We start from the raw sequence: 23,668 nt of genomic DNA on the forward strand, positions 1-23,668 counted from the left end.
GCCTGTCGCCGTTTCATCCCTTCGCGAGCGCGAGCCACATGTCACGACAGTCCCGAGACGAACCCCTCACCCTGCTCGGCGGCCGCACCGCCGCCGACTTCCTGCGCGACCACTGGCAGCGCCGGCCGCTGCTGATCCGCGGCGCCATCCCCGACTTCCAGAGCCCGCTCGAGCCCGACGAGCTCGCCGGCCTGGCCTGCGAGGACAACATCGAGGCGCGCCTGGTCGAGGAGCAAGGCCCCGACGGCCCCTGGCAGGTCAGCCACGGCCCCTTCGACGAGGCGACCTTCGCCCGCCTGCCGGAGCGGGACTGGACCCTGCTGGTCCAGGCCGTGGACCACTACGTGCCCGAGGTCGCCGAGCTGCTCGAGACCTTCGACTTTCTGCCCCGCTGGCGCCTCGACGACATCATGGTCAGCTACGCCCCGCCGGGCGGCAGCGTCGGCCCCCACGTCGACCAGTACGACGTCTTCCTGCTCCAGGCCAGCGGCCAGCGCCGCTGGCAGCTCGGCGGCAAGGTCGGCGACGACGCGCCCATCCTCTCTGGCATCGACCTGCGCATCCTCGAGACCTTCGAGGTCGAGGCCGACGCCGACTGGGTGCTGGAACCGGGCGACATGCTCTACCTGCCGCCGGGCTGGGCCCATCACGGCGTCAGCCAGTCCAGCGACTGCATGACCTTCTCGGTGGGCTTCCGCGCCCCCTCCGCCGACGAGGCCGTGACCTCCTACGCCGACTACATCGGCGAACAGCTGCCGCCCTCGCTGCGCTACGCCGATGCCGGCATGGCGCCGCCCGCCGATCCGGCCGAGCTCGACGACGCCGCCCTCGAGCGCATGCGCGCGCTGATCCTCGAGACCCTCGACGACCCGGCCCAACTGGCCCAGTGGTTCGGCCGCGTGATGACCCAGCCCAAGTACGTCGACCAGCTGGTGGCCAGCGAGACGCCCACCGCTCCCGAGGCGCTTGTCGCCGCACTACAGGACGGCGAGACGCTGGAGCGCAGCCCCGGCTCCCGCTTCGCCTGGCGGGCGCTGGACGACGATCGCGCCAGCCTGTTCGTCGACGGCGACGGCCTCGCATGCTCGAGCGCCCTGGCCCGCGCCCTGGCCGGCGGCGAGCCGGTCGACGCCGAGCTGCTGGCCTTCGACGACGCCCCGCGTGTGCTGACCCAGCTGCTCGATGCCGGCAGCCTGGCCTGGTGGAGCGACGAGGAGGAAGAAGCGCATGAGTGATAGCATCGAGATCCGCGAAGGCGACTGGGCCGCCCTCGGCGAGGCGGCCGGCGAGATCCGCCGCGTCGTCTTTATCGAGGAACAGCGGGTTCCCCGAGAGGAAGAATGGGACGGCCGCGACGGCGAGTGCGTACACTTTCTCGCCCTGGTCGACGGCGCGGCGGTGGGCACCGCCAGATTGCTGCCCGATGGCCACATCGGCCGGGTCGCCGTACTCGCGGAGGCCCGCGGCCTGGGTATCGGGATCGCCCTGATGGAAGCGGCGATCGAGGCCGCGCGCCGACGCGGCTTTCCCGCCGTGGAGCTGGCGGCCCAGATCCACGCCCTGGCCTTCTACGAGCGACTGGGCTTCGAGGCCCATGGCGAGACCTTCCTCGACGCCGGCATTCCGCACCGCAACATGGCCCTGCGCCTCGACGCCTGACGGCCCTGCCCGCCTTCCCGCCAGGAAATCCGACTACAGGAACGGCACGATTAAGCCCCCTCCTGTAGTCGGGCTACAACCCCCTCTGCCCCCAAGGATCAATTGTTGAGGCCCGCCATGCCGGCCCATAGTGAAGACCAAGGCAACGGCGGAACGACTGGAAGCGAACGCTCGTTCGTGTAGTGAGACCAGGCCCTCCGCCGCGTCGAGGTTCGACCAAGGCCCTAGAGACAGATGCCGAAGGGCGGACGAACCTGAACAGGACTTCGCAGTTGCAGCATACCCATCGTCGAGGATACCGACGGCGACTTCCCCAGCAGAGAGGACGGCTCCATGGCAGCACTCAACGACCAACTCAGGACCCTGGCCCAGCTGCGCGAGGCCCAGCGCGGCAAGTGGGACAACATCGACCCGCAACACGCGGCCCGCATGCGCCTCCAGAACCGCTTCCAGACCGGCCTGGACATCGCCCGCTACACCGCCGGGATCATGCGCGAGGACATGGCGGCCTACGACGCCGACACCGCGCAATACACCCAGTCGCTGGGCTGCTGGCACGGCTTCATCGGCCAGCAGAAGATGATCTCCATCAAGAAGCACTTCGGTCACACCAAGGGCCGCTACCTCTATCTCTCGGGCTGGATGGTCGCCGCCCTGCGCTCCGAGTTCGGCCCCTTGCCCGACCAATCGATGCACGAGAAGACCAGCGTGCCGGCGCTGATCGAGGAGCTCTACACCTTCCTGCGCCAGGCCGACAGCTGGGAGCTCAACCACCTGTTCCGCGATCTGGAGGCGGCCAGGCAGGCCGGCGACCAGGCGCGAGCCAACGAGCTGACCGCCCGGATCGATAACCACGAGACCCATGTGGTGCCGATCATCGCCGACATCGACGCCGGGTTCGGCAACGCCGAGGCCACCTACCTGCTGGCCAGGAAGATGATCGAGGCCGGTGCCTGCTGTATCCAGCTCGAGAACCAGGTCTCCGACGAGAAGCAGTGCGGCCACCAGGACGGCAAGGTCACCGTGCCCCACGAGGACTTCATCGCCAAGATCAACGCCGTGCGCTACGCCTTCCTGGAGCTCGGCGTGGAAGACGGCGTGATCGTCGCCCGCACCGACTCCCTGGGCGCCGGCCTGACCCAGAAGATCGCCGTGACCCAGGAGCCCGGCGACCTGGGCGACCAGTACAACGGCTTCCTGGACGGCGACGAGATTGCCTCGGCGGACGATATCGCCAACGGCGACGTGGTGATCAAGCAGGATGGCAAGCTGGTCAAGGTCAAGCGCCTGGCCTCCGGCCTCTACCAGTTCAAGCCGGGCACCGGCGAGGATCGGGTGGTGCTGGACTGCATCACCAGCCTGCAGAACGGCGCCGACCTGCTGTGGATCGAGACCGAGAAGCCCCACGTCGGCCAGATCAAGGGCATGGTGGACCGCATCCGCGAGGTCTGCCCCGACGCCAAGCTGGTCTACAACAACTCGCCGTCCTTCAACTGGACGCTGAACTTCCGCCAGCAGGTGTTCGACGCCTGGGAGGCCGAAGGCCGCGACGTTTCCGCCTACGACCGTGCCCAGCTGATGAGCGCCGAGTATGACGACACCGAGCTGGGCCGACTGGCCGACGACTGGACCCGGAACTTCCAGCGCGACGGCGCCCGCGAGGCCGGCATCTTCCACCACCTGATCACCCTGCCGACCTACCACACCGCCGCGCTCTCCACCGACAACCTGGCACGCGGCTACTTCGGCGACGAGGGCATGCTGGCCTACGTGGCGGGCGTCCAACGCCGCGAGATCCGCGAGGGCATCGCCACCGTCAAGCACCAGGACATGGCCGGTTCCAACATCGGCGACGACCACAAGGAGTTCTTCCACGGCGAGGCGGCCCTCAAGGCCGGCGGCAAGGACAACACCATGAACCAGTTCGGCTGATCGACCGCATCGGCCACATCCCCGGGGAGGCTTCGGCCTCCCCTTTTGCTGCCCGCTCATCCGGCGCCTTTGGCTTTCGCCTTCGCCTCACGCCTCCCGCTCCTCGCATATCCCTCATCGCCCCAGGCCTCTCGCTCCCTGCCCCTCGCTCCTCGCTCCTGGCTCCTGGCTCCTGGCTCCTGGCTCCTGGCTCCCTGCTCCTCACTCTTCACTCCTCACTCCTCACTCCTTGCTCCTCACTCCTTTCTCCTCTCGCTCCTCACCCGTGAAGGATACCGACAACATCCACGACGTTCCTTGCCCGATGTAGTCGGGCTACAACCGCGAGTGCGCCCAAGGAGGCATGGTGAAGTTTGCTGTCCTGCACCATAGTCAAGTCACAGCGCAGGCCAAGGTTTCGTTACCCCGATTCACGACCCTGCACTGGGCTACACACCGAGGCGCTTTTCCTGATGATCCGGGCGCCAGAGGCGATGGTCTGACCAAGCTTGTGACCATTTCGCAATTGCAGCACCGGGCGCTTACCCGGCCCGGCATGAGTAGCAGGCACACAACAATGCCATCGCGGATGGCGGGCTCCCCGGAGCCGATGTCCGCCGGCGGATGGCCATATCAAGAGGTGTTACACATGAACTGCATCGAACTGAGCCAACAAGCCGACCTCATTGCCAGCACGTTCAGCAAGCAGGATCTGGCCAAGCTGGTGCTGGCCCTGAAGGGAAATCGGGAGTCTCTGCAGCACGCCGTCGAGGTGATCGATACCATCGACAATCGCGTGGGCTACTCCCTCGACGACGCCTGGGACGAGGTGCTGGCCGGGGATGCCCAGCCGCTGGACGAGGAGGAATAAGCGCCCGTCCGTTCATCACCGAACGTCCTTTGGCCCACCCCGCCGCCCGGCGAGGGTGGGCCTTTTGATGGATCGCCCACTGGCGCGACGGCCCCCGGTGGGAGGCAACGACGACATTGCACGACTTCGCCCCCGGCTGGTCAAAGCCATACCTCCGGGATAGACTCGGAGACGCATCCATCCACTATTTCATGTGTCTTGACAGCACGTTATCGCCAACGCCGCTGTCATACCACCGCCTGGCAAGGAGGTCACCCATGAAGCATCTTCTCCCCGTACTGGCCCTGAGCACCCTGACCCTGGCCGGCTGCGCCAACACCTCGCCCTATTCGGGCAACGTCTATTCCGGCAACCAGGCCAAGGCCGCCCAGAACGTCAGCGTGGGCACCATCACCGCCATGCGCCGAGTACAGATCCAGGCCGACAGCCGAGCCGGCGGCCTGCTGGGTAGCGGCGGTGGCGCGGTCATCGGCGGCCTGCTCGGCAACCAGGTGGGCGGCGGCTCAGGGCGCCAGCTGGCCACCGTGGCCGGCGCCATCGGCGGCGCCGTGGCCGGGAGCAAGGTCGAGGAGTCCACCAACCGCGTCGATGCCTGGGAGCTCGAGATCCGCAAGGACACCGGCCAGACCGTGGTGGTGGTGCAGAAGGCCGACCAGGCCTTCCAGGTCGGGCAGCGGGTCCGCCTGATCGGCAGCGGCAGCCGTGTCAGCGTCGCCCCCTACTGATCCCATCGCACGACCGGTGGGCAGAACCCGCCGAGGAAAAAAAGCCGGGAAAAAAAGAGGCCCGCGGCGACTGCCGCGGGCCTCCTCGCCTCCAGGGGGCGAGCCTCAGTGGAAGCTGGCCTTGTTCATCGCCCAGCACACCAGCTTGCCGCCGATGACGGCGATCAAGCCGATGATGATCAGCGTCAGCAGCAGGTCGACGGGACGCACGATGGCGGTGGCGACCAGCACGGCGATGGCCGGGCACCACACCCAGCGGTCATCCTCGCTGCGCAGGATCGACGGGATCAGCTTGTCGAGCGCCCCGCTGACGGAGGCCTCCCAGCGGTTGAGGCACAGGTAGAGGATCACGGCGAAGGCGATCAGCCAGATGACGGTCACGGTCATGGTGGTCTCCAGCAGGGTACGAATGAAATAGGAAGGGGAAGAAACGCGTCGCAGCAAGGGTATCCCCGCCACCGGGGGTACGCAACCGGCGGCGAAGGCGTGAATATCGCTCAGGATGCACCCGGACAAGCTGAAAAATGTCATCGCGCCACTGACAGCTCCCGGGACGCCACGTTACCATGCGCTTTTACATGCACTCACCTATAGGTTCATCAATGCAGATCGCGCAGAATTCCGTTGTCGCCTTCCACTACACCCTGACCAATGATGCAGGTGAAGTGCTGGACAGCTCGGAAGGCCGTGAGCCGCTGACCTACCTCCACGGCGCCGGCAACATCATTCCGGGCCTCGAGAAGGAAATGGAAGGCCGTTCGGCCGGCGACAAGCTCCAGGCCAAGGTCGCGCCGGAAGAAGGCTACGGCGAGGTGCAGCCGCAGCTCGTCCAGGAAGTGCCGCGCGATGCCTTCCAGGGCGTCGAGAACGTGGAGCCCGGCATGCAGTTCCAGGCCCAGACCCAGGGCGGCCCGCTGATGGTCACCGTGACCCAGGTCGAAGGCGACACCGTGACCGTCGACGGCAACCACCCGCTCGCCGGCCAGACCCTGAACTTCGACGTCGAGATCGCCGAAGTTCGCGAGGCCAGCGAGGAAGAGGTCGAGCACGGCCACGTCCATGGCGAGGGCGGCCACGAGCACTGAGGCTCGCGCCATCCTCCCGTGACGAAAAAGGGCAGCCATTGGCTGCCCTTTTTCATGCCCGCATGGCCAGCTCAGCACGCGTCCGACGACAGCCCCTTGAGGGTCAGGTAGCCCCCCGCCAGCCGGGTTGCGGTGGTGATCAGGCAGGCCGCCGCGAAGATGCCGGCCAGCACCGGGAAATGCGCCGGCCACAGGCAGAAGGCCACCAGCGCCAGCACGGTCTCGGTCCCCTCGGTCAGGCCATCCAGGTAATAGAAGGCCTTGCGCGGGAAGCGCGGCCGATCCAGGGCATGGCGAGCGGCCATGATCGCGAAGGCCAGAAACGAGGTCCCGGTGCCGATGAAGGCGAACAGCAGCAGGCTCGCGGCCAGGGCATTGGCCGCCGGGTCGGCCAGGGCGAAGCCCAGTACCACGGCGGCATAGAAGACGAAGTCCAGGCCGATGTCGAGGAAGCCACCGGCATCGCTGTCCCGCTCGGTCAAGCGCGCCAGGGCACCGTCCAGGCCGTCACCCAGGCGGTTGAGCAGGATCGCCACCAGCGCCGCGCCATAGGCCTCCATGGCCAGCAGCGGCAGCGCCAGCAGGCCGACCACGAAGGCGGCCAGCGTCACCTGGTCCGGGCGCAGGCCAAGCCCGGCCAGCCAACCGGCCACCCCCCGCAGCGGCCGCTGGGTCAGTGGCATGGTCCAGCGGTCGAGCATCAGGCCTCTCCTTCCCTGTCGGTGATGTCATGGCCCGTCATGCGGCGATCGCGCGACGCGCCCCTCTCGCCGCGACGCCAGGCGAAGTAGCGGGCCAGCCAGTCCAGCAACCGCGCCGGCTTGTGGGCATTCTTCCAGACGCCGGCGGTGGCCTTCACCGCCTCGCTGCGAGTCGGATAGGGATGCACGGTGCCGAGCAGCTTGTTCAGGCCGATGCCATGGGTCATCGCCAGGGTGAACTCGGCAAGCATCTCGCCCGCCCCGGCCCCCACCAGGGTGGCGCCCAGCAGGCGATCCTTGCCTGGTACGGTCAACACCTTGACAAAGCCCTCTCGCTGGCCGTCGGCGATGGCACGGTCGAGTTCGGCCAGCGAATACCGGGTGACCTCGAAGGCGATGCCTCGCGTCCGGGCCTCGCGCTCGTTGAGCCCGACCCTGGCCACTTCCGGGTCGGTGAAGGTCACCGCCGGCAGGGCCCGATAGCCGACCCGGAAGCGCTTGAACTCGCCGAACAGGGCGTTGACCGTGGCGTGCCATGCCTGGTGGGCGCCGGCGTGGGTCAGCTGGAAGGGGCCGGCCACATCGCCACAGGCCCAGACGTTGGGCAGCACCGAGCGCAGCGTCTCGTCCACCGCCAGGGTCCCGTCGGACCGGGTCTCGACGCCCAGCGCCTCGAGCCCCAGCCCCTCGACGTTGGCCCGCCGGCCGACCGCCACCAGCAGTCGATCGAAGGGCAGCGTCTCGCTGCGCTTCTCCGGGCCCTCGCCGACTTCGACCTCCAGACCGTGGGCACCGTCATCCAACGCCACGACCCTCAGCGCCCGGGCGTTCAGGCACACCTCGACGCCTTCCTCGTCCAGCTGCGAGGCGACTTCGGCGGCCGCGTCCTCGTCCTCCCGGGGCAGCAGTTGGCCGCCCATCTCCACCAGGGTCACCCGGCTACCGAGCCGTGCGAAGCTCTGGCCCAGCTCACAGCCGATGGGGCCGCCGCCCAGCACCAGCAGCCGCCCGGGCAGCGCCTCGAGTTGCCACAGGTTATCGGAGGTCAGCACCTCGATGGCCTCGAGGCCCGGCAGCGGCGGCACCCAGGGCGAGGCGCCGCTGGCGATGATCACGTGCCGAGTCGTCAGCACGCGCTCGCCGTCATCCTCACGAATGCGCACGCGCCAGGGGTCCTCCAGGCGCGCCTCGCCCCCGACAACCTCGACGCCCAGCCCCTCGTAGCGCTCGCGGCTATCATGGGGCTCGATCTCGCGGATCGCCCGATGCACCTGGGCCATGACGGCGGAAAAGTCGACCCTGGGCACACCGGCCTCGATGCCGTAGCGCGGTGCCCGGCGAATCTCGGCGACGCTGCGCGCCGCGCGGATCAGCGCCTTGGAAGGCACGCAGCCGGTGTTCAGGCAGTCGCCGCCCAGCCGGTCGCGCTCCACCAGCGCCACCCGGGCATTGACGGCGGCGGCGATGTAGCTGGCCACCAGGCCCGCCGAGCCGCCGCCGATCACCACCACGTCGTGATCGAAGCGGCTCGGACGAGAAAAGCGACGGGCCAGCCGACGGCGCTTGACGACGGCCACCAGGGCCCGGGCCAGCCAGGGAAAGAGCCCCACCAGCACGAAGGACCCGATCAGGCCCGGCGACAGGATGCCGGACAGCGATTCCAGGTCGCCAAGCTCGCGGCCGGCGTTCACGTAGACCGCGGTGCCCGGCAGCATGCCCAGCTGACTGACCCAGTAGAAGGTCGAGAGCGGCATGCGGGTCAGGCCCATCACCAGATTGATCACGAAGAAGGGGAACAGCGGGATCAGCCTCAGGGTGAAGAGATAGAAGGCACCCTCGCGGCGAATCCCGGCGTTGATGCGCTCGAGCTGGCCGGCGAAGCGCCGCTCGAGTGGCTCACGGGCCAGGGTGCGGGCGATCAGCGCGGCCAGGGTGGCCCCCAGGCTGCTGGCGAACGAGATCAGCACCAGCCCCCAGCCGAAGCCGAACAGAGCCCCGCCGAGCAGCGTCAACAGGGCCGCCCCGGGCAGCGACAGCGCCGCCATGGCCACATAGATCAGGAAGAAGCCGCCGGCCACCGTCAGCGGGTCCTCGGCCAGCCAGGCCTGGAAGCGAGCCTGTTCGGCCTTGAGGTTGTCGAGGGTCAGCGCCTGATCGGCACCGGAGAGAAAGAAACCCACGAAGACGAGGGCAATGAGGCACAGTAGTATCAGGCGTCGCTTGGTCAAATCGGTCTCCCTGTTCCATGGTGAGCTATCGCCTCTTGAGTCGGCGCCCCACAAGTATCCTTACATACCACTCCGCACCACCTTGTAAGGTCCGGCGGCTGGATTCGACTACCCTACACTTTGCCCTTGAAGAGGTCTTTCATGATGACGGTCAAGACAGTCCTTCGCCCTGGTGGCGCCCTGCCCTTCCTGCTCGCGGCCACCCTCGCCGCCCCCGCCTGGGGCGCCGATGTCGACGCCGCCGACACCCGCAGCGCCGTGTTCGGCGGCGGGTGTTTCTGGTGCGTGGAGCAGGCCTACGACAAGGTCGATGGCGTCGTGGCGACGATATCGGGCTATTCCGGCGGACAGATCGAGAACCCCAGCTACGAGCAGGTCTCCGGCGGGGGTACCGGTCACATCGAGGTGGTGAAGGTCGAATACGATCCCGACGTGGTCGACTACCGCACCCTGCTGCACGTGTTCTGGCGCAACATCGACCCCTTCGCCGTGGACCGCCAGTTCTGCGACCGGGGCCGTCCCTACCAGAGCGCCCTCTTTCCGATGGACGACGAGCAGCGCGCGATGGCCGAGGCCAGCCGCGAGGCCGTGGCCGAGCGCTTCGGCCGCGAGATCGGCGCCGAGATCCTCGACTTCGAGGCCTTCTATCCCGCCGAGGACTACCATCAGGACTACTACGAGAAGAACCCGGTTCGCTACAACTTCTACAAGTCGGCCTGCGGGCGCTCCGACCGACTCGAGGAGGTCTGGGGCGACGAGGCCGAGGCACACGGCCTGTCCTGAAGCGGCGGCACGGCGGCCGCTCCGTGGCCCGTCCACCGGCGCAGCCGCCAGGCCAGCACCAGGGTCACGGTCAGCACCAGGCCGCCCCCCAGCAGGACCCCCGGCCAGGCCGCCGCACGCCAGAACGGCTCGAGCCACAGCCCGCCGAGGCTCGCGCCCAGGTAATAGAAGACCAGGTAGAGGGCCGAGGCACTGCCGCGGGCGCGGCGCGCCTGTCGCCCCACCCAGCCCGAGGCCATGGAATGGGCGAGGAAGAAGCCGAAGGCGGCCAGGGTCAGGCCCGCCAGGATGACCGGCAGCGAGGACGCCAGGGTCAGCGCCATGCCCGCGGCCAGCAGCAGGGTGCCCAGCGCCATGCAGGTCGGCGGCGCGACCCGTCTTGCCAGGCGTCCGGACAGCGATGAGCCCAGAGTGCCGCCCAGGTAGGTCAGGAACAGCAGCCCCAGCCAGCGCGCATCCAGCGAGAAGGGCGCCGCGGCCAGCCGGAAAGTCAGATAGCTGTAGAGATTGATGAACACCAGGAAATTCAGGCCGCCCAGCAGGTAGGCGCCGCGCAGCGCCGGCTCGCGCAGGTGGCCGACCAGGTCGGCGAGGGCCGACGCGACCCGGAAGCGGCGCGGCGTGAAGCCCCGTGCCGCCGGCAGCAGCCACCAGAACAGCCCCACCCCGACGAGGGTCAGCGCCCCCACCGACAGGAAGCTTACCGAGACGCCCGCCGCATCGGCGGCCCAGCCGCCGATCACTCGTCCGGCGATCCCGCCCAGCGAGTTGGCCGCGATGTAGAGCCCCACCGCCGGCAGCATGGCCGAGCGCTCGAACTCGTCGCCCATCCAGGCGATGGCCACCGCCGGCAACCCACCCAGCACGAAGCCCTGCACCACACGCAGGGCCAGCAGCGATTCGAAGTCCGGCGCGAGGGCCTGGGCCAGCGACAGGCCGCCGGCGGCGAGCAGGGTCAGCCGCATGATCCCGCCCCGGCCGATGGCATCCGACAACGGGCCGAAGACCAGCAGGGCCACGGCCAGCGACAGCGTCGCCAACGACATGGTCAGGTTGGCGACCAGCGTCGAGATGCCATGGGCACGGTGCAACTCGGGCAGTAGCGGCTGCACCGCATAGAGATTGAGGAACACCAGAAAGGACCCCAGGCACAGCGCCAGGGTGGCGCGCCACCAGGCGCGGCTATGGGCATCGATCATGGTCACCTCCGGGTTGGCGCCCCATGATCGAGGCTTCACAATGATAAGCCAAACAGAACATCATGATGGCTACCATCGGATTCCCTTATGGCCCTACCCTTCGACCTGCGCAGCCTCGGCGTCTTCCTGGCGGTGGTGGATCACGGCGGCTTCAGCGCCGCCGCCCGTTCGCTGCACCTGGCCCAGTCCGCGGTCAGCCAGACCATCGCCAACCTGGAGCATCGCCTGGCGCTCACGCTCTTCCATCGCCACGAACGGCGCATCGCCCTGACCGCCGAGGGCGAGGCGCTGGTCGGCCACGCCCGCGACCTGCTGGCCCGCGCCGAGGCCGCGCACCTGGCGATGCGCGAGCTCGACGAGCTGGTCAAGGGCGAGCTGCGCATCGGCATTCCCTCGATGCTCGGTTCCTACTACTTTCCGCCGCTGTTGATGGGCTTCAAGGCGCGTCATCCGGGCATCCGGCTGACGGTGGTGGAGGCCGGCGCCCGGCGCCTGCAGCGCCTGATCGCCGAGGGCGAGCTGGACCTGGGGGTGGTGATCGACGACGGTGCCAGTCGCCATCTGACGCGCCAACCGCTGGCCCGCGAGGAAATGGTGGTCTGCGTGCCCCGCAATCATCCCCTCGCCGAGCGTGCCGGGGTCACGCCCGAGGCCTTCTTCGCCGAGCCTCTGGTGGTGTTCCAGGACGGCTACTTCCATCGCGAATTCATCGACGTCCTGGCCCGGGACACCGGCGCCCGCGCCGACGTCGCCTTCGAGTCGAACCTGATTCCGCTGACCAAGGCCATCGTGCGCCAGGGCTTCGGCATTACCACCTTCCTGCGCCGGGTCGTCGAGGAACCCGAGCTCGCCGCGGTGTCCTTCGATCCACCGGCCTGGTTGTCCCTGTCGCTGGCCTGGAAGGAAGGCGCCTACCTGTCGAGGGCCGAACGCGCCTTCGTCGACTTCGCCCTGGCCCAGCGCTGACCGCCGGCGGGCAACTCAGCCCTCGCCGCGCAAAAACGGGCCGGCGTCGAGGCGCTGCACCAGGTTCACGGCATCCAGCGGGCGACGGGCCTGCCAATAGTGGCGACGCCAGTAGCGATTGTCCAGGGAGGAGAGCTTGACCCCGCGGGAGGTCGAGGCATGCAGGAAGCGCCCCTCCCCCACGTAGATCCCCACATGGCGGTAATAGCTCGACGGACGGAAGAACACCAGGTCGCCGGGACGCAGGGCATCGCGGCTCACTGCCTCGCCCTGCCGGACCTGCTGGGACGTGGTGCGGGGCAGGGAGAGCCCGAAGGTCTCGGAAAATACCCGCTGCACCAGGGCGGAACAGTCGATGCCCCGGCGCGTGGTGCCGCCCAGGCGGTAGGGGGTACCGAGCCAGCGCTCATGCTCGGCGAGCAGGGCGCCGCGCACCTGGGCCGGCGGCGGATGACGCAGGCCGCGCAGCGCCAGGACCGGGTTGTCGACCGGCGACATCTGCGCCCCGCCGGGCAGCCCCGGCATGTCGCGAGCGAAGTAGTCGTCCGCCGGGGGCTGGCTCCCGGTGCCGGCGCAGCCGCTCAGCCACCCGATCGCAAGCCCGCCGAGCGCCACACGGCTCCATTTCGACATCCCTGTTCCCATTCCCGATCCTTATCCTCGAGGGCGTTCATGTCTCCCGGCTCGCGCCGGCGGCGATCATCATAACCAGCGCGCGGGCTCAATGCAGCTGCCGGCCGTCCCCCGGCAGGGTATCCACGTGCATCGGCGCCCAGTGGCGCGGCCGCGCGCCGGGGAAGTCCAGGCTCGCCCAGGGGCCGGCCAGGGGCGGCGCCGCCGACAGCCAGCTCACCAGCGCCTGGCGGAAGCCGCTCAGGAAGGCCTCGCGCTCCGGTGTCTCGCCCATGAAGAACGAGAAGCCGGCATGGAGTCCCCGGGCATACTCCTCCCAGCCGCCGTAGTGACGGGCGGCCAGGGCATGGGCCCGCTCCAGGGTCTTGAGGAACTCGGCCTCGCCGAGCCAGCCCAGCTGGCGACCGGCGATCGCCAGGTCCACCGCCTGGGCCAGGTCCCAGGCGGCCAGGTCCAGGTCGTTGCAGCCATCCTCGCCGTCGCGCACCCGTATCAGTCGCAGCAGGTGGTTGCGCTCTTCCTCGTTGCACTCGCCGGACTCGAGGGTGGCGATCTCCGAGGTCAGCCGGGCCGGATTGAGCGTATAGGGGGCGTAGTTGATCTGGTATTCCTGGCGATCCCCGGCCTCCAGCAGGTAGTCCACGAAGTCGGTGAGCTCCTCGGCCCCATGCAGGCCGTAGTGGCCGTCGACCCACTCGCGGATCGACTCGCACTCGCGCTCGCTCTCCGGCTGCGGCAGGCTCCATGCCGCGCTGTTCAAGGGGCCCACCAGGGCCATGGCGGTGAAATGGGACAGGCTCGGCCGGGGTCCCAGCTCCTGCCACTCGCCGCTCCGCCAGTCCAGCCAGTGAAAGAGGCTGCCGGGGTCGTCCAGGTGCCAACGGATCTCGGCGACCAGCGACGGCTGGTCGGGCTCCGGCAGCAACGCCTCCCACTGCGCCCAGGCCGACAACAGCCGCCGCGGGCTGGCGTAGAAGCGACACAGCGAACCGTGCAGGGCCGCGGCCATCTCGGTCAGGCGTCGCTCCGCGAACAGGCCGCTGTCCATGGCCATCTGCAGGTGGAAGGCATACTTCTCGGCCATATGGACGGTGGCGGCATGGCGGCTGGCCTGGCCCAGGGCGTCGCGGCCGGCCACGTCGGCCCGCGCCGGGTGGCCGAACGGCGTCTGGGCCGACGGCAGGGCCCCATGGGCGGCGTCCGCCGACAGCTGGTTGAGATGATGCGCCTGGGCCGGCAGCCAGTAGCGGGCCAGGGCCTCGGCCCCCTCGTCGGCGTGCAGGTCGAGGGTCTCGGCCAGATAGTGGCGGGCCTCCTGCTGGCGGGCCTCCGGCAGCGCCGGCGCCAGGCCCTGGCGCAGCGCCAGCTCCGGCTCGCGCACCGCGGACAGGGCCAGCACCCAGTGGCGGGGATCACGCCGCCAGTCGCGCATGGCCCGGCGTGAGGCCTCCAGCCGTTCGTCGTCGAGCAGCCCCTGGAGCGGCGTGCGCCAGGGGCTGACCGGCGACAGCAGCAGCAGCGCCCAGTCGGCGTCGAAGGCGGGCCGCAGGTCGCGGGCCTCGAACAGGCTGCGACCGCGCTGGTAGGCCTTGGCCAGCGCCACCCAGTCGCTGTAGCGATGCAGTACCAGGTCGGCGCCGTGCAGCGCAAAGTGCTGCGACTCCTCCTCGCTCAACCAGCCCAGGCAGGCCCCGGCCCAGGCCAGGTCGATCAGCCGCAGCCAGTCCCAGGCGGCCCATTCCAGCGGCTCGCCGCCGGACACGAAATCGAGCAGCACCCGGCCGGCAGGCTGGTCCCGGGGCGGCAGCGCCTCCCACCAGGCGAGACGCTCCTCGCCCGCCGCCGCCAGCAACCGGCCGGCATCCAGGTCCCAGGCCTGGCGATCGCCCTGGGCCCCCAGCCACAGCAGCACCCGTACCAGTTCGTCGCGGCCCTGGATCTGCCAGGCCTCGGCCAGCCACGCCTCGAGCCCTCGCCAGTCCAGGGGCGCCGGGGCGACCTCGAGGATGGGGCTGAACGCCGCCCGCAGGCGCCACACCCGTTCCGCCTCACCCTCGGGCCACAGGGCGGCCCGGCGACGGTGCCCGGCGAGCCATTCGCGCAGCAGGTCCCAGGTGACGCCCTCGCCCTGATGCTCGAGGGCGGCCAGGGCCTCGCAGGCCTCGCTGAAGCCGTCGTCGCCGTGGACCCAGCCCTCGGCGCTGCGCGCCCGGCACAGCGCATTGAGCCAGTGGTCGAGGCTGTCGTGATGGGTCCCGACCTCTTCGGCGACGCGCTGGGCCCAGCCCCTGGCACGTTGGGCATCGAGCCATCCCGCGGCCCCGCCCAGGGCGGCGAGTTCCAGGGCCGCCAGCAGCCGCGCCGGATCGGCTTCGCCACCGGCGCCCAGGGCCTCCAGCAGCCGCCAGCCCAGCTCCCCGCGGTCGACGACGCCCAGTGCCTCGAGGCGGGCCGTCGCGACCTCGGCCTCCAGGGTCAGGGGATCGGGAGCGAAGGCCCAATCACACAGCACCAGCTGCTGGGCCCACCAGGCATTCAGGGGATCGACCAAGGCTCACCTCGCCATGCATGCAACGGTTGGTCGCGACGACGGGCGTCGCAGGGAAATTCGGCGACACAGTGTAACGGAAAGCGCCGGCCGCGCCGATGCTCCGAGCGACCGGAAACGAAAGTCATCGGCGGGGCTTGGCGACATGTTTTAAATAATGCACACTCGTCAATCATGATGATCACTTGAGCGAGATACCCCATGACCGCCCAGACCGACCTGCTGATCGACAAGGCCTATGTGGCCGGCCAGTGGCGTGACGCCGAGCGCCGCTTCCCGGTGACCGACCCCGCCACCGGCGAGACCCTCGCCGAGGTGCCCGACCTCGATGCCGATGCCGCCCGCGAGGCCGTGGCCGCCGCCGAAGCGGCCTGGCCGGCCTGGCGTCGCCAGACCGCCAAGCAGCGGGCCAACCTGCTGCGTGGCTGGTACGAGCGCATCATGGCCCACCAGGAGGCCCTGGCCCGGCTGATGACCCGCGAGCAGGGCAAGCCGCTGGCCGAGTCCCGCGGTGAAGTGGGCTACGGCGCCAGCTTCGTCGAGTACTACGCCGAGGAAGCCAAGCGCGTGGCCGGCGAGACCCTGCCCAGCCACGGCGCCGACAAGCGCATCCTGGTGTTCCGCGAGCCGATCGGCGTGGTCGCCGCCATCACGCCCTGGAACTTCCCGCTGGCCATGATCACCCGCAAGTGCGCCCCGGCACTCGCCGCCGGCTGCCCGGTGGTGATCAAGCCGGCCGAGGCCACGCCGCTGACCGCTTTGGCCCTGGCCAAGCTGGCCGAGGACGCCGGCTTCCCGCCAGGCGTGATCAACGTGGTGACCGCGGCCCGCCCGGCGGAGATCGGCGAGGTGCTGACCACCGATCCGCGGGTGCGCAAGGTCTCCTTCACCGGCTCCACGCCGGTGGGCAAGCGGCTGCTGGCCCAGTGTGCCGGCACCGTCAAGAAGGCGTCCATGGAGCTCGGCGGCAACGCGCCCTTCATCGTCTTCGATGATGCCGACCTGGACGCGGCCGTGGAAGGGGCGATTGCCTCGAAATTCCGCAACTCCGGCCAGACCTGCGTGTGCACCAACCGTCTGCTGGTCCAGGACGGCGTCTATGAGGCCTTCCTCGACAAGCTCGCCGCTCGGGTGGCCGAGCTCAAGGTCGGCAACGGCCTGGAGGACGGCGTGGTCCAGGGCCCGCTGATCAACCGGGCCGCGGTGGATAAGGTCAGCGACCACATCGGCGACGCCCTCGAGCGCGGCGGCCGGCTGGTGTGCGGCGGCGAGCCCCACGTCCTGGGCGGCACCTTCTTCCAGCCGACGGTGATCGCCGACGTCACCGACGAGATGCGCGTCGCCACCGAGGAGACCTTCGGCCCGCTGGCGCCGGTGTTCCGCTTCACCGACGACGAGCAGGCGATCGCCATGGCCAATGCCACCGAGTTCGGCCTGGCCGCCTACTTCTACGCCCGCGACTACCAGCGAATCTGGCGGGTTATGGAAGGCCTCGAGTACGGCATGGTGGCCGTCAACGAGGGGCTGCTCTCCACCGAGCTGGCGCCGTTCGGCGGCGTCAAGGAATCCGGTCTGGGACGCGAGGGTTCGCGTCACGGCCTGGACGAATACACTGAACTAAAATACGTCTGTGTCGGCGGGCTCTGAGCCCCGCAACGCTTTCCCACCAGGAGAGGACCCCATGAACAACGCGCAACTCAATGAACTCAAGCAGCGCTACGTCGCCAACGGCGCCGCGAGCCCGGCCACCCAGTTTGCCGACCATGCCGAGAATGCCCTGATCTGGGACGCCGACGGCAACCGCATCATCGACTTCGCCGGCGGCATCGGCGTGCTCAACATCGGCCACCGCCACCCCAAGGTGGTCCAGGCGGTGAAGGACCAGCTCGACAAGGTAATGCACACCTGCCAGACGGTGATGCCCTATGAAGGCTACGTGAAGGTCGCCGAGAAGCTCAGCCAGGTCACCCCGGTGCGCGGCCACGGCAAGGTGATGCTCGCCAATTCCGGCGCCGAGGCACTGGAGAACGCCGTCAAGATCGCCCGCGCGGCCACCGGCAAGAACAACGTCATCTGCTTCACCGGCGGCTACCATGGCCGCACCTTCATGACCATGGCCATGAACGGCAAGGTCGCCCCCTACGCCACCGACTTCGGCAGCATGCCGGGCAACGTCTTCCGCGCGCCCTACCCGGTGCCCTACCACGGCGTCAGCGAGGAGGATGCCCTGCGCGGCCTGAAGATGACGCTGAAGACCGACGCCAACCCCAAGGACACCGCCGCCATCGTGCTCGAGCCGGTGCTCGGCGAAGGCGGTTTCTACCCGGCCTCGCCCAGCTTCCTCAAGGCGGTGCGCGAGCTGTGCGACGAGCACGGCATGCTGATGATCATCGACGAGGTGCAATCCGGCTTCGGACGCACCGGCAAGCTGTTCGCCATCGAGCATAGCGGCGTCGAGCCGGACATCATCACCATGGCCAAGAGCATGGCCGACGGCATGCCGATCTCCGCGGTGGTCGGCACCGACAAGGTGATGGATGCCTCAGGCGGCAACTCGCTGGGCGGCACCTACACCGGCAGCCCGGTGTCCTGCGCCGCCACCCTCGCCGTGCTGGACGTGTTCGAGGAGGAGCAGATCCTCGACAAGAGCCTGGCGCTGGGCGACAAGCTGGGCAAGCGCTTCGAGCAGTGGCAGCAGGCCTTCGACTGCATCGACAACGGCCGCCACCTGGGTGCCATGGCCGCCTTCGACGTGGTGTCCGACAAGGCCAACCACACCCCGGATGCGGACCTCGCCGGCGCACTGTGCAAGAAAGCCCGCGAGAAGGGCCTGATCCTGCTGTCCTGCGGCCTCTACGGCAACACCATCCGCTTCCTGATGCCGGTCACCATCGAGGACGAGGTGCTCGAGGAAGGCCTGGGCATCATCGAGGAGTGCCTGAAGGAGCTGGTGGGTAGCCAGACCGCCGCCACCGCCTGATGCCTCACTCCGGCGCCCCCAACGCACGCCGCCCGGCCATTGGCCGGGCGGCGTGTCTTTCATGGCAACGCTCGGACAACGCCTAGGCTTTCTTGACCTTGGCGATCACCCACAGCAGTACCACGGCCCCCGCCACCGCGGTGACCAGCGAGCCGATGAAGCCGCCGGCCTGAAGGCCCAGCAGGCTGAACAGGAAGCCGCCGACCACCGCGCCGACGACCCCCACCCCGATATTGCCCAGCACGCCGAAGCCGCCGCCACGCATGATGTGGCCGGCGATCCAGCCCGCCAGTCCGCCGATGATCAACCAGGCGATGATACCCATGACGCTCTCCTTTTCCGTTTGCGGTCGATGGTAAGCACTGCACGCGCCCGAAACGCCCGGGCACGCTGTCAGAAGGAGGACCCGGGGCCTTCCAGGAAGGCCAGTTCCTCCTCGGTCGAGATCCGCCCCAGCAGGGCATTGCGATGGGGGTAGCGGCCGAAGCGCACCAGGATATCGCGGTGTCGGTGCTCGAAGCGCAGATTGTCCTCCAGGCCCGGTCGCGCGAACAGCCGCAGGGCCTCGTCGTGAACGCGCAGCGACTCGCTATGCATGTACGGCATGTACAGGAAGGCCCGCTCGGCGTCGCCGAGGGCATCGTCCAGCCCCGCCAGCACCGCCTCCTGGGCGAGCACCAGCGCCTGGGGGTCGGCGGCGAAGGCCGCGGCGCTGTCGCGGTGGATATTGCGCGAGAACTGGTCCAGCACGATCACCTCGGCGAGCCGCCCCCGGGGCGAACGGCGCCAGTGCCACAGCTCGCCGCATCGCGCGGCCTCGAGCGTCGCCCCGAAACGGCGACGGATCTCGTCATCGAGCCCGGCATCCTTGCGGAACCATTGCGCCGGGGTCAGTTCCCCGAACCAGAAGTCGAGGACCGGCTGGGCATCCTGGCCGACCATGGCGTCACTGCCTCCCTGTGGCGATGGGGCCAAGTCTCGACCCCGGCTGATATGATCCCAGCATAGCAGCCCGACTCCCCTCTCCAACACCGGCCGGAGGCCGCCATGACCGCCTACCAACTCCTGCCGATGCTCGGCTATGTCTTCAATGTCGCCGGCCTGCTGGTCTGCCTCGCCGGGCTGAGCCTGGCGCGACGGCCCCGCCATCGCTGGACGGGTCGACTGCTCGCCGCACTGGGGTTCGCGATCGCCGCCACGCCGGTGCTGGCACAGCTGTTCGGGCCGGTGGCGCCGATCCCCGCCGGCGCCATGCCGCCCGCATGACCTTAGACGAAAGGCGTATGGCATGGCCTCGACAGTTTCCTAGACTGCACCGCCATCTCGTAAAGTTAGCAAAAAAATCGTCGCCCCACGCGGCGATCATGCCAGCAAGCGCCACTCGTTAAGGATCTTTCCAATATGCATGCCCTCACCCTCGCCTCCTTCCTGTTCTTCACGGGGCTGGTGGCCTTCATCACCTGGCGGATCACCCGCCGCGACGACCACGCCAGTACCAACGGCCTGTTCCTGGCCGGGCGCAGCCTGACCTTCCCGCTGATCGCCGGCTCGCTGCTGATGACCAACCTCTCTACCGAGCAGATGGTCGGCCTCAACGGCGCCGCCTTCGCCGACGGCCTGAGCGTCATGGCCTGGGAGGTCGTCGCGGTCATCGCCCTGGTGCTGCTGGCGCTGTTCTTCCTGCCACGCTTCTTGAGAAGCGGCATCGCCACCGTGCCCCAGCTGCTGGAGCTGCGCTTCGACACCGCCACCCAGCGCATCGCCAACCTGATCTTCCTGCTCGCCTATGCGGTGATCCTGCTGCCGATCATCCTCTACTCCGGCGCCATGGGCCTGCAGGGCATGCTCGACCTGCACGGCCTGACCGGCATCCAGTCCGACACCGTCCTGCTGTGGCTGACCGTGTGGCTGGTGGGCCTGATCGGCGCCGTCTACGCGCTGTTCGGCGGCCTGCGCACCGTGGCGGTGTCCGACACCCTGAACGGCATCGGCCTGCTGGTCGGCGGCTTCGTGATCGTCTACTTCGGCCTGCAGGCGGTCAGCGACGGCAACGGCGTGCTGGCCGGCTGGGAGATCCTCAAGGACAGCCAGCCCGAGCGGCTCAACTCCATGGGCCGCGAGGACCAGCAGGTGCCCTTCGCCACCCTGTTCACCGGGGTGCTGCTGATCAACGTCTTCTACTGGACCACCAACCAGCAGATCATCCAACGCACCTTCGCCGCCAAGAACCTCGCCGAGGGCCAGAAGGGCGTGCTGCTGACCGGCCTGTTCAAGCTGCTCGGGCCGCTGTACCTGGTGCTGCCCGGCATCATCGCCTACCAGCTCTACGCCGATCAGGGCATCCAGGCCGACGAGGCCTACGGCCACCTGGTGTTCAACGTGCTGCCGCCCTACCTCACCGGCTTCTTCGCCGCGGTGATGGTCGGCGCCATCCTGTCGTCGTTCAACTCGGCGCTGAACTCCACCACCACCCTGTTCAGCCTGGGCTTCTACCAGGGCGTGCTCAACAAGGACGCCAGCGAGGCCCAGGTGGTGCGCGCCAGCAAGATCTTCGGCTGGCTGATGGCGCTGACCGCCATGATCATCGCCCCGCTGCTGGCCGGCCAGGACAGCCTGTTCGGCTACCTGCAGAAGATGAACGCCATCTACTTCATCCCGCTGCTGGCGGTGGTGCTGGTCGGCCTGCTGACCAAGCGGGTGCCGGCGATGGCCGCCAAGGTCGGACTGGTGGGCGGCTGTTTGCTGATCTTCGCCGGCTACTTCATTCCGCCCTTCGACCGGCTGCCGCAGGTGATGCACGAGTTCCACTTCGTGGCCTCGGTGTTCGTGCTGCTGGTGGTGGCGATGCTGGTGATCGGCAAGCTGCGCCCGCGGGCCGAGGCCTGGGTCCACGAGGACAGCGGCGCCGTCGACCTGACGCCGTGGAAGGGCGCGGTGCCGGCCGGCATCGTGCTGGTGGCGCTGGTGATCGCCATCTACGCGGCCTTCGCCGGCTGACCCCGGCCCACCTCTCGACGCCTCTGGACGCCCCGCTTCACACACCGCGGGGCGTCGTCGCTTGGGGACCGCATGTCCATATCGGTGGGACATTGGTCGTTGTGGACATCGCGCCTTGAGGCCAGACTCGAGGACATCGCCTACCACGGGAGCCCCGGATGTCCGCCTCGTCTTCCCCCACCTCGCCCGACGCCTCTGCCCGTCGCATCGCGCTGATCGGCTACCCCGACTGTCAGGCCCTCGACGTTTGCGGCCCCTGGCAGGTATTCGCCAGCGCCAACGACTGCTCGGGTCGGTCTCTCTACGCCCTTGAGCTGGTCGCCCGCGCCCCCGGCACCCTGACCACCAACGGCGGCCTGGCGATGCTGGCCGACCTCGACTGGGCGGGCCTGGCGGCCCGCGGCGCACCGGACACCCTGCTGGTGGCCGGTGGCAGCGGCGTGTTCGCGGAATGCCGAGCCGGGCACCACCTCGACGAGCTGCGCGAGATGGCCCCAAGGGTCAGGCGCCTGGGGGCCATCTGCACGGGCGCCTTCCTGCTGGCCCGGGCCGGGCTGCTCGACGGCCGCCGCGCCACCACCCACTGGCGCCACGCCGAGGCCCTGGCGCGGGCGCATCCGGCGCTGCGCCTCGAGCCCGACGCGCTCTACGTCGCCGATCGCGGCCGCTACACCAGCGCCGGGGTGACCGCCGGCATCGACCTGGCGCTGTCGTTGGTCGCGGCCGACCACGGCGACACCCTGGCCGGCCGGGTGGCCCGCGAGCTGGTGATGTTCCTGCACCGGCCGGGCGGCCAGTCCCAATTCAGCGAGGCACTGCGCCACCAGCAGCGCACCGCCGGCCCGCTGCGCGAGCTGCTGGACCGGCTGCACGCCGACCCCGCCGGCGACCACCGCCTGGAGCGCATGGCCGCATGCATGGCGGTCACACCGCGTCATCTGTCGCGGCTGTTCCGACGCCATCTCGACACCACGCCCGGCGCCTACCTGACCCAGCTACGCCTGGAAGGCGCCCGACGTCAGCTGCTCGACTCCCAGCCCGCCCCGCCGCTGGCGCGCCTCGCCGCCCAGTGGCGGCTGGGCGGCGCCGAGCAGCTGCGGCGCCTCTTCCATCGCCGTTACGGCGTGCCGCCGTCGGTCTATCATGAGCGCTTCGGCGCTCGGCACTCCCACCACAAGGACACCCTGCCATGCCATTGACGGTTTCCCTGCTCTCGCTGTGCCAGGCCCTGCTGGTCAGCGGCAACATCCTGCTGATCGCCGTGTCGCCGCTGATCGGCGCCCAGCTCGCGCCGGCGCCCGCCTGGTCCACCGCCCCCGTCGCCACCCAGTGGCTGGGGCTGATGTGCGCCACCATCCCGGCCTCGCTGATCATGGCCCGCCTCGGCCGGCGCCGCGGCTTCGTGCTCGGCAATCTGCTGGGGCTGGGTGGGGCCGCGCTCGCGGTGTTCGCCCTGCATGCCCAGGCCTTCGCCACCTTCCTGCTCGCCACCTGGCTGATCGGCATCGGCATCGGCTTCGGCCAGCTGTATCGCTTCGCCGCAGTGGAAGCGGCGCCCGAGGGCGGCCGCGACCGGGCCATCGGCCTGGTAATGGGCGGCGGCGTGCTGGCGGCCTTCTTCGGCCCCTGGCTGGCACGGCATAGCCATGCCCTGGCCGACACCCCCTACCTGGGCAGCTTCCTGGGGCTCGGCGTGCTCTATCTGGCGGCCCTGGTGCTGCTGGCCTTCGTTCGCCTGCCCGAGGCCGCTTCCGGTGATACCGACGGCGAACGGCGACCGCTGGCCGAGATCGTCCGCCAGCCGGTGTTCGTGCTGGCGGTGGTCAGCGCCATGGTCGGCTACGGGGTGATGAACCTGGCCATGACCGCCACGCCCCTGGCGATGGCCGAGGTCGGCCATGGCTTCGACCACGTGGCGACCACCATCCAGTGGCACGTGGTGGCGATGTTCCTGCCCTCCTTCGTCACCGGCAGGCTGACCGCCCGCTTCGGCGCCTCGAAAATGATCGCCACCGGCTGCCTGCTGCTGGTCGCCAGCGCCCTGACCGCCCAGTTCGATGCCGGGATCGCCGGCTTCCACACCGGACTGGTGCTGCTCGGGCTGGGCTGGAACTTCGCCTTCCTGCCGGCCACCGGCCTGCTCACCGAGGCCCATCGCCCCGCCGAGAAGGCCCGCACCCAGGCGGCCAACGAGTTCCTGGTGTTCTCCACCGTGGCGCTGACGGCGCTGCTCGCCGGACCGGCCGTGACCCTGCTCGGCTGGTCGACGCTCAACGCGCTGCTGATCCCGCTGTGCGTGCTGCCGCTGGCCCTGCTGGGGCTGCGACACCTTGCCTTCCGCGCTCGCCGCCCACAGATTAGGGGCTGACACGGATGCCGAGC

The 23,668-nt window shown here is 69.2% G+C and carries 22 protein-coding genes; 14 read left to right on the forward strand and 8 right to left on the reverse strand.

Annotated elements, in window-relative coordinates:
* Positions 1-38: 38 nt before the first annotated feature.
* The 5 genes from ACXAFN_RS00800 to ACXAFN_RS00820 all read left to right on the forward strand — a co-directional run bounded on the left by ACXAFN_RS00800 (position 39) and on the right by ACXAFN_RS00820 (position 5,166).
* Complete coding sequence (locus tag ACXAFN_RS00800) at positions 39-1,235, forward strand: JmjC domain-containing protein (protein ID WP_474985339.1); 1,197 nt, start codon at positions 39-41, stop codon at positions 1,233-1,235.
* A complete protein-coding gene (locus ACXAFN_RS00805) occupies positions 1,228-1,659 on the forward strand; it encodes a GNAT family N-acetyltransferase (protein ID WP_474985341.1) in 432 nt (143 codons plus the stop codon). Before ACXAFN_RS00800 ends, ACXAFN_RS00805 begins: the two co-directional genes overlap by 8 nt.
* Positions 1,660-1,992: 333 nt before the next feature.
* Positions 1,993-3,591 (forward strand): isocitrate lyase, encoded by a 1,599-nt coding sequence (locus ACXAFN_RS00810; protein WP_474985343.1) that lies wholly within the window; start codon positions 1,993-1,995, stop codon positions 3,589-3,591.
* 628 nt (positions 3,592-4,219) lie between these two features.
* The gene (locus ACXAFN_RS00815; RefSeq protein WP_474985345.1) at positions 4,220-4,441 is read left to right on the forward strand and encodes a hypothetical protein; all 222 of its coding nucleotides are present in this window, start codon (positions 4,220-4,222) and stop codon (positions 4,439-4,441) included.
* Positions 4,442-4,698: 257 nt separating this feature from the next.
* A complete protein-coding gene (locus tag ACXAFN_RS00820) occupies positions 4,699-5,166 on the forward strand; it encodes an outer membrane lipoprotein (RefSeq protein ID WP_474985347.1) in 468 nt (155 codons plus the stop codon).
* A 105-nt stretch (positions 5,167-5,271) separates the two neighbouring features.
* On the opposite strand, the gene ACXAFN_RS00825 is transcribed toward ACXAFN_RS00820, so the two are convergent.
* The gene (locus ACXAFN_RS00825) at positions 5,272-5,553 is read right to left on the reverse strand and encodes a hypothetical protein (protein WP_474985349.1); all 282 of its coding nucleotides are present in this window, start codon (positions 5,551-5,553) and stop codon (positions 5,272-5,274) included.
* A 215-nt stretch (positions 5,554-5,768) separates the two neighbouring features.
* Here ACXAFN_RS00825 and ACXAFN_RS00830 point away from each other — a divergent pair, with 215 nt between their 5' ends.
* Complete coding sequence (locus ACXAFN_RS00830) at positions 5,769-6,251, forward strand: FKBP-type peptidyl-prolyl cis-trans isomerase (RefSeq protein WP_474985351.1); 483 nt, start codon at positions 5,769-5,771, stop codon at positions 6,249-6,251.
* A gap of 71 nt (positions 6,252-6,322) precedes the next feature.
* Here the strand turns inward: ACXAFN_RS00830 and ACXAFN_RS00835 are convergent, their stop codons facing one another.
* Both ACXAFN_RS00835 and ACXAFN_RS00840 read right to left on the reverse strand, forming a co-directional pair.
* On the reverse strand, positions 6,323-6,952 hold the full coding sequence (locus tag ACXAFN_RS00835) for a CDP-alcohol phosphatidyltransferase family protein (RefSeq protein ID WP_474985352.1): 630 nt from the start codon (positions 6,950-6,952) through the stop codon (positions 6,323-6,325).
* Positions 6,952-9,180 carry an FAD-dependent oxidoreductase gene (locus ACXAFN_RS00840; RefSeq protein ID WP_474985354.1) on the reverse strand — a complete coding sequence of 743 codons (2,229 nt, stop codon included), beginning with the start codon at positions 9,178-9,180 and terminating at the stop codon, positions 6,952-6,954. The genes ACXAFN_RS00835 and ACXAFN_RS00840 overlap by 1 nt, the downstream gene beginning before the upstream one ends.
* Before the next feature lie 141 nt (positions 9,181-9,321).
* Here ACXAFN_RS00840 and msrA point away from each other — a divergent pair, with 141 nt between their 5' ends.
* The gene (gene msrA / locus ACXAFN_RS00845) at positions 9,322-9,963 is read left to right on the forward strand and encodes a peptide-methionine (S)-S-oxide reductase MsrA (RefSeq protein ID WP_474985356.1); all 642 of its coding nucleotides are present in this window, start codon (positions 9,322-9,324) and stop codon (positions 9,961-9,963) included.
* Here msrA and ACXAFN_RS00850 read toward each other — a convergent pair.
* Positions 9,885-11,162 carry an MFS transporter gene (locus tag ACXAFN_RS00850; protein ID WP_474985357.1) on the reverse strand — a complete coding sequence of 426 codons (1,278 nt, stop codon included), beginning with the start codon at positions 11,160-11,162 and terminating at the stop codon, positions 9,885-9,887. The two genes, msrA and ACXAFN_RS00850, sit on opposite strands and share 79 nt — an antisense overlap.
* A gap of 87 nt (positions 11,163-11,249) precedes the next feature.
* Here ACXAFN_RS00850 and ACXAFN_RS00855 point away from each other — a divergent pair, with 87 nt between their 5' ends.
* Positions 11,250-12,128 (forward strand): LysR family transcriptional regulator, encoded by an 879-nt coding sequence (locus tag ACXAFN_RS00855; RefSeq protein WP_474985359.1) that lies wholly within the window; start codon positions 11,250-11,252, stop codon positions 12,126-12,128.
* 15 nt (positions 12,129-12,143) lie between these two features.
* Here the strand turns inward: ACXAFN_RS00855 and ACXAFN_RS00860 are convergent, their stop codons facing one another.
* Both ACXAFN_RS00860 and ACXAFN_RS00865 read right to left on the reverse strand, forming a co-directional pair.
* Complete coding sequence (locus ACXAFN_RS00860) at positions 12,144-12,761, reverse strand: C40 family peptidase (protein ID WP_474985360.1); 618 nt, start codon at positions 12,759-12,761, stop codon at positions 12,144-12,146.
* A gap of 88 nt (positions 12,762-12,849) precedes the next feature.
* Positions 12,850-15,312 (reverse strand): DUF1266 domain-containing protein, encoded by a 2,463-nt coding sequence (locus tag ACXAFN_RS00865; RefSeq protein WP_474985362.1) that lies wholly within the window; start codon positions 15,310-15,312, stop codon positions 12,850-12,852.
* A 198-nt stretch (positions 15,313-15,510) separates the two neighbouring features.
* Between ACXAFN_RS00865 and ACXAFN_RS00870 the strand changes: the two genes are divergently transcribed.
* Positions 15,511-16,956, forward strand: coding sequence for an NAD-dependent succinate-semialdehyde dehydrogenase (locus tag ACXAFN_RS00870; RefSeq protein WP_474985363.1), 1,446 nt, complete (start codon positions 15,511-15,513; stop codon positions 16,954-16,956).
* Positions 16,957-16,990: 34 nt separating this feature from the next.
* Positions 16,991-18,289, forward strand: a complete 1,299-nt coding sequence (gabT, locus tag ACXAFN_RS00875) for a 4-aminobutyrate--2-oxoglutarate transaminase (protein WP_474985365.1) — start codon at positions 16,991-16,993, stop codon at positions 18,287-18,289.
* An 82-nt stretch (positions 18,290-18,371) separates the two neighbouring features.
* Here the strand turns inward: gabT and ACXAFN_RS00880 are convergent, their stop codons facing one another.
* Positions 18,372-18,614: a GlsB/YeaQ/YmgE family stress response membrane protein gene (locus ACXAFN_RS00880; protein ID WP_474985367.1), complete on the reverse strand. Its 243-nt coding sequence runs from the start codon at positions 18,612-18,614 to the stop codon at positions 18,372-18,374.
* A gap of 68 nt (positions 18,615-18,682) precedes the next feature.
* Positions 18,683-19,231 (reverse strand): DUF924 family protein, encoded by a 549-nt coding sequence (locus tag ACXAFN_RS00885; protein ID WP_474985368.1) that lies wholly within the window; start codon positions 19,229-19,231, stop codon positions 18,683-18,685.
* 105 nt (positions 19,232-19,336) lie between these two features.
* Here ACXAFN_RS00885 and ACXAFN_RS00890 point away from each other — a divergent pair, with 105 nt between their 5' ends.
* The 4 genes from ACXAFN_RS00890 (at position 19,337) to ACXAFN_RS00905 (ending at position 23,654) form a co-directional block, all read left to right on the forward strand.
* A complete protein-coding gene (locus ACXAFN_RS00890) occupies positions 19,337-19,555 on the forward strand; it encodes a hypothetical protein (protein ID WP_474985369.1) in 219 nt (72 codons plus the stop codon).
* Positions 19,556-19,690: 135 nt separating this feature from the next.
* Positions 19,691-21,286 carry a solute:sodium symporter family transporter gene (locus ACXAFN_RS00895; RefSeq protein WP_474985370.1) on the forward strand — a complete coding sequence of 532 codons (1,596 nt, stop codon included), beginning with the start codon at positions 19,691-19,693 and terminating at the stop codon, positions 21,284-21,286.
* A 158-nt stretch (positions 21,287-21,444) separates the two neighbouring features.
* Positions 21,445-22,485, forward strand: coding sequence for a GlxA family transcriptional regulator (locus ACXAFN_RS00900; protein WP_474985372.1), 1,041 nt, complete (start codon positions 21,445-21,447; stop codon positions 22,483-22,485).
* The gene (locus ACXAFN_RS00905; protein WP_474985373.1) at positions 22,476-23,654 is read left to right on the forward strand and encodes an MFS transporter; all 1,179 of its coding nucleotides are present in this window, start codon (positions 22,476-22,478) and stop codon (positions 23,652-23,654) included. The genes ACXAFN_RS00900 and ACXAFN_RS00905 overlap by 10 nt, the downstream gene beginning before the upstream one ends.
* Positions 23,655-23,668: the final 14 nt, after the last annotated feature.

The sequence above is a fragment of the Halomonas sp. ABH4_019 genome (genome assembly GCF_056159885.1).

What these genes read in the sequence shown, in the direction of transcription:
- ACXAFN_RS00895 (WP_474985370.1), top strand. Translation starts at nt 19,691, where the DNA reads ATGCATGCCCTCACCCTCGCCTCCTTCCTGTTCTTCACGGGGCTGGTG.
- ACXAFN_RS00800 (WP_474985339.1), top strand. Translation starts at nt 39, where the DNA reads ATGTCACGACAGTCCCGAGACGAACCCCTCACCCTGCTCGGCGGCCGC.
- msrA (WP_474985356.1), top strand. Translation starts at nt 9,322, where the DNA reads ATGATGACGGTCAAGACAGTCCTTCGCCCTGGTGGCGCCCTGCCCTTC.
- ACXAFN_RS00825 (WP_474985349.1), bottom strand. Translation starts at nt 5,553, where the DNA reads ATGACCGTGACCGTCATCTGGCTGATCGCCTTCGCCGTGATCCTCTAC.
- ACXAFN_RS00820 (WP_474985347.1), top strand. Translation starts at nt 4,699, where the DNA reads ATGAAGCATCTTCTCCCCGTACTGGCCCTGAGCACCCTGACCCTGGCC.
- ACXAFN_RS00860 (WP_474985360.1), bottom strand. Translation starts at nt 12,761, where the DNA reads ATGTCGAAATGGAGCCGTGTGGCGCTCGGCGGGCTTGCGATCGGGTGG.
- ACXAFN_RS00890 (WP_474985369.1), top strand. Translation starts at nt 19,337, where the DNA reads ATGACCGCCTACCAACTCCTGCCGATGCTCGGCTATGTCTTCAATGTC.
- ACXAFN_RS00855 (WP_474985359.1), top strand. Translation starts at nt 11,250, where the DNA reads ATGGCCCTACCCTTCGACCTGCGCAGCCTCGGCGTCTTCCTGGCGGTG.
- ACXAFN_RS00900 (WP_474985372.1), top strand. Translation starts at nt 21,445, where the DNA reads ATGTCCGCCTCGTCTTCCCCCACCTCGCCCGACGCCTCTGCCCGTCGC.
- gabT (WP_474985365.1), top strand. Translation starts at nt 16,991, where the DNA reads ATGAACAACGCGCAACTCAATGAACTCAAGCAGCGCTACGTCGCCAAC.
- ACXAFN_RS00830 (WP_474985351.1), top strand. Translation starts at nt 5,769, where the DNA reads ATGCAGATCGCGCAGAATTCCGTTGTCGCCTTCCACTACACCCTGACC.
- ACXAFN_RS00905 (WP_474985373.1), top strand. Translation starts at nt 22,476, where the DNA reads ATGCCATTGACGGTTTCCCTGCTCTCGCTGTGCCAGGCCCTGCTGGTC.
- ACXAFN_RS00850 (WP_474985357.1), bottom strand. Translation starts at nt 11,162, where the DNA reads ATGATCGATGCCCATAGCCGCGCCTGGTGGCGCGCCACCCTGGCGCTG.
- ACXAFN_RS00885 (WP_474985368.1), bottom strand. Translation starts at nt 19,231, where the DNA reads ATGGTCGGCCAGGATGCCCAGCCGGTCCTCGACTTCTGGTTCGGGGAA.
- ACXAFN_RS00835 (WP_474985352.1), bottom strand. Translation starts at nt 6,952, where the DNA reads ATGCTCGACCGCTGGACCATGCCACTGACCCAGCGGCCGCTGCGGGGG.
- ACXAFN_RS00870 (WP_474985363.1), top strand. Translation starts at nt 15,511, where the DNA reads ATGACCGCCCAGACCGACCTGCTGATCGACAAGGCCTATGTGGCCGGC.
- ACXAFN_RS00810 (WP_474985343.1), top strand. Translation starts at nt 1,993, where the DNA reads ATGGCAGCACTCAACGACCAACTCAGGACCCTGGCCCAGCTGCGCGAG.
- ACXAFN_RS00815 (WP_474985345.1), top strand. Translation starts at nt 4,220, where the DNA reads ATGAACTGCATCGAACTGAGCCAACAAGCCGACCTCATTGCCAGCACG.
- ACXAFN_RS00880 (WP_474985367.1), bottom strand. Translation starts at nt 18,614, where the DNA reads ATGGGTATCATCGCCTGGTTGATCATCGGCGGACTGGCGGGCTGGATC.
- ACXAFN_RS00805 (WP_474985341.1), top strand. Translation starts at nt 1,228, where the DNA reads ATGAGTGATAGCATCGAGATCCGCGAAGGCGACTGGGCCGCCCTCGGC.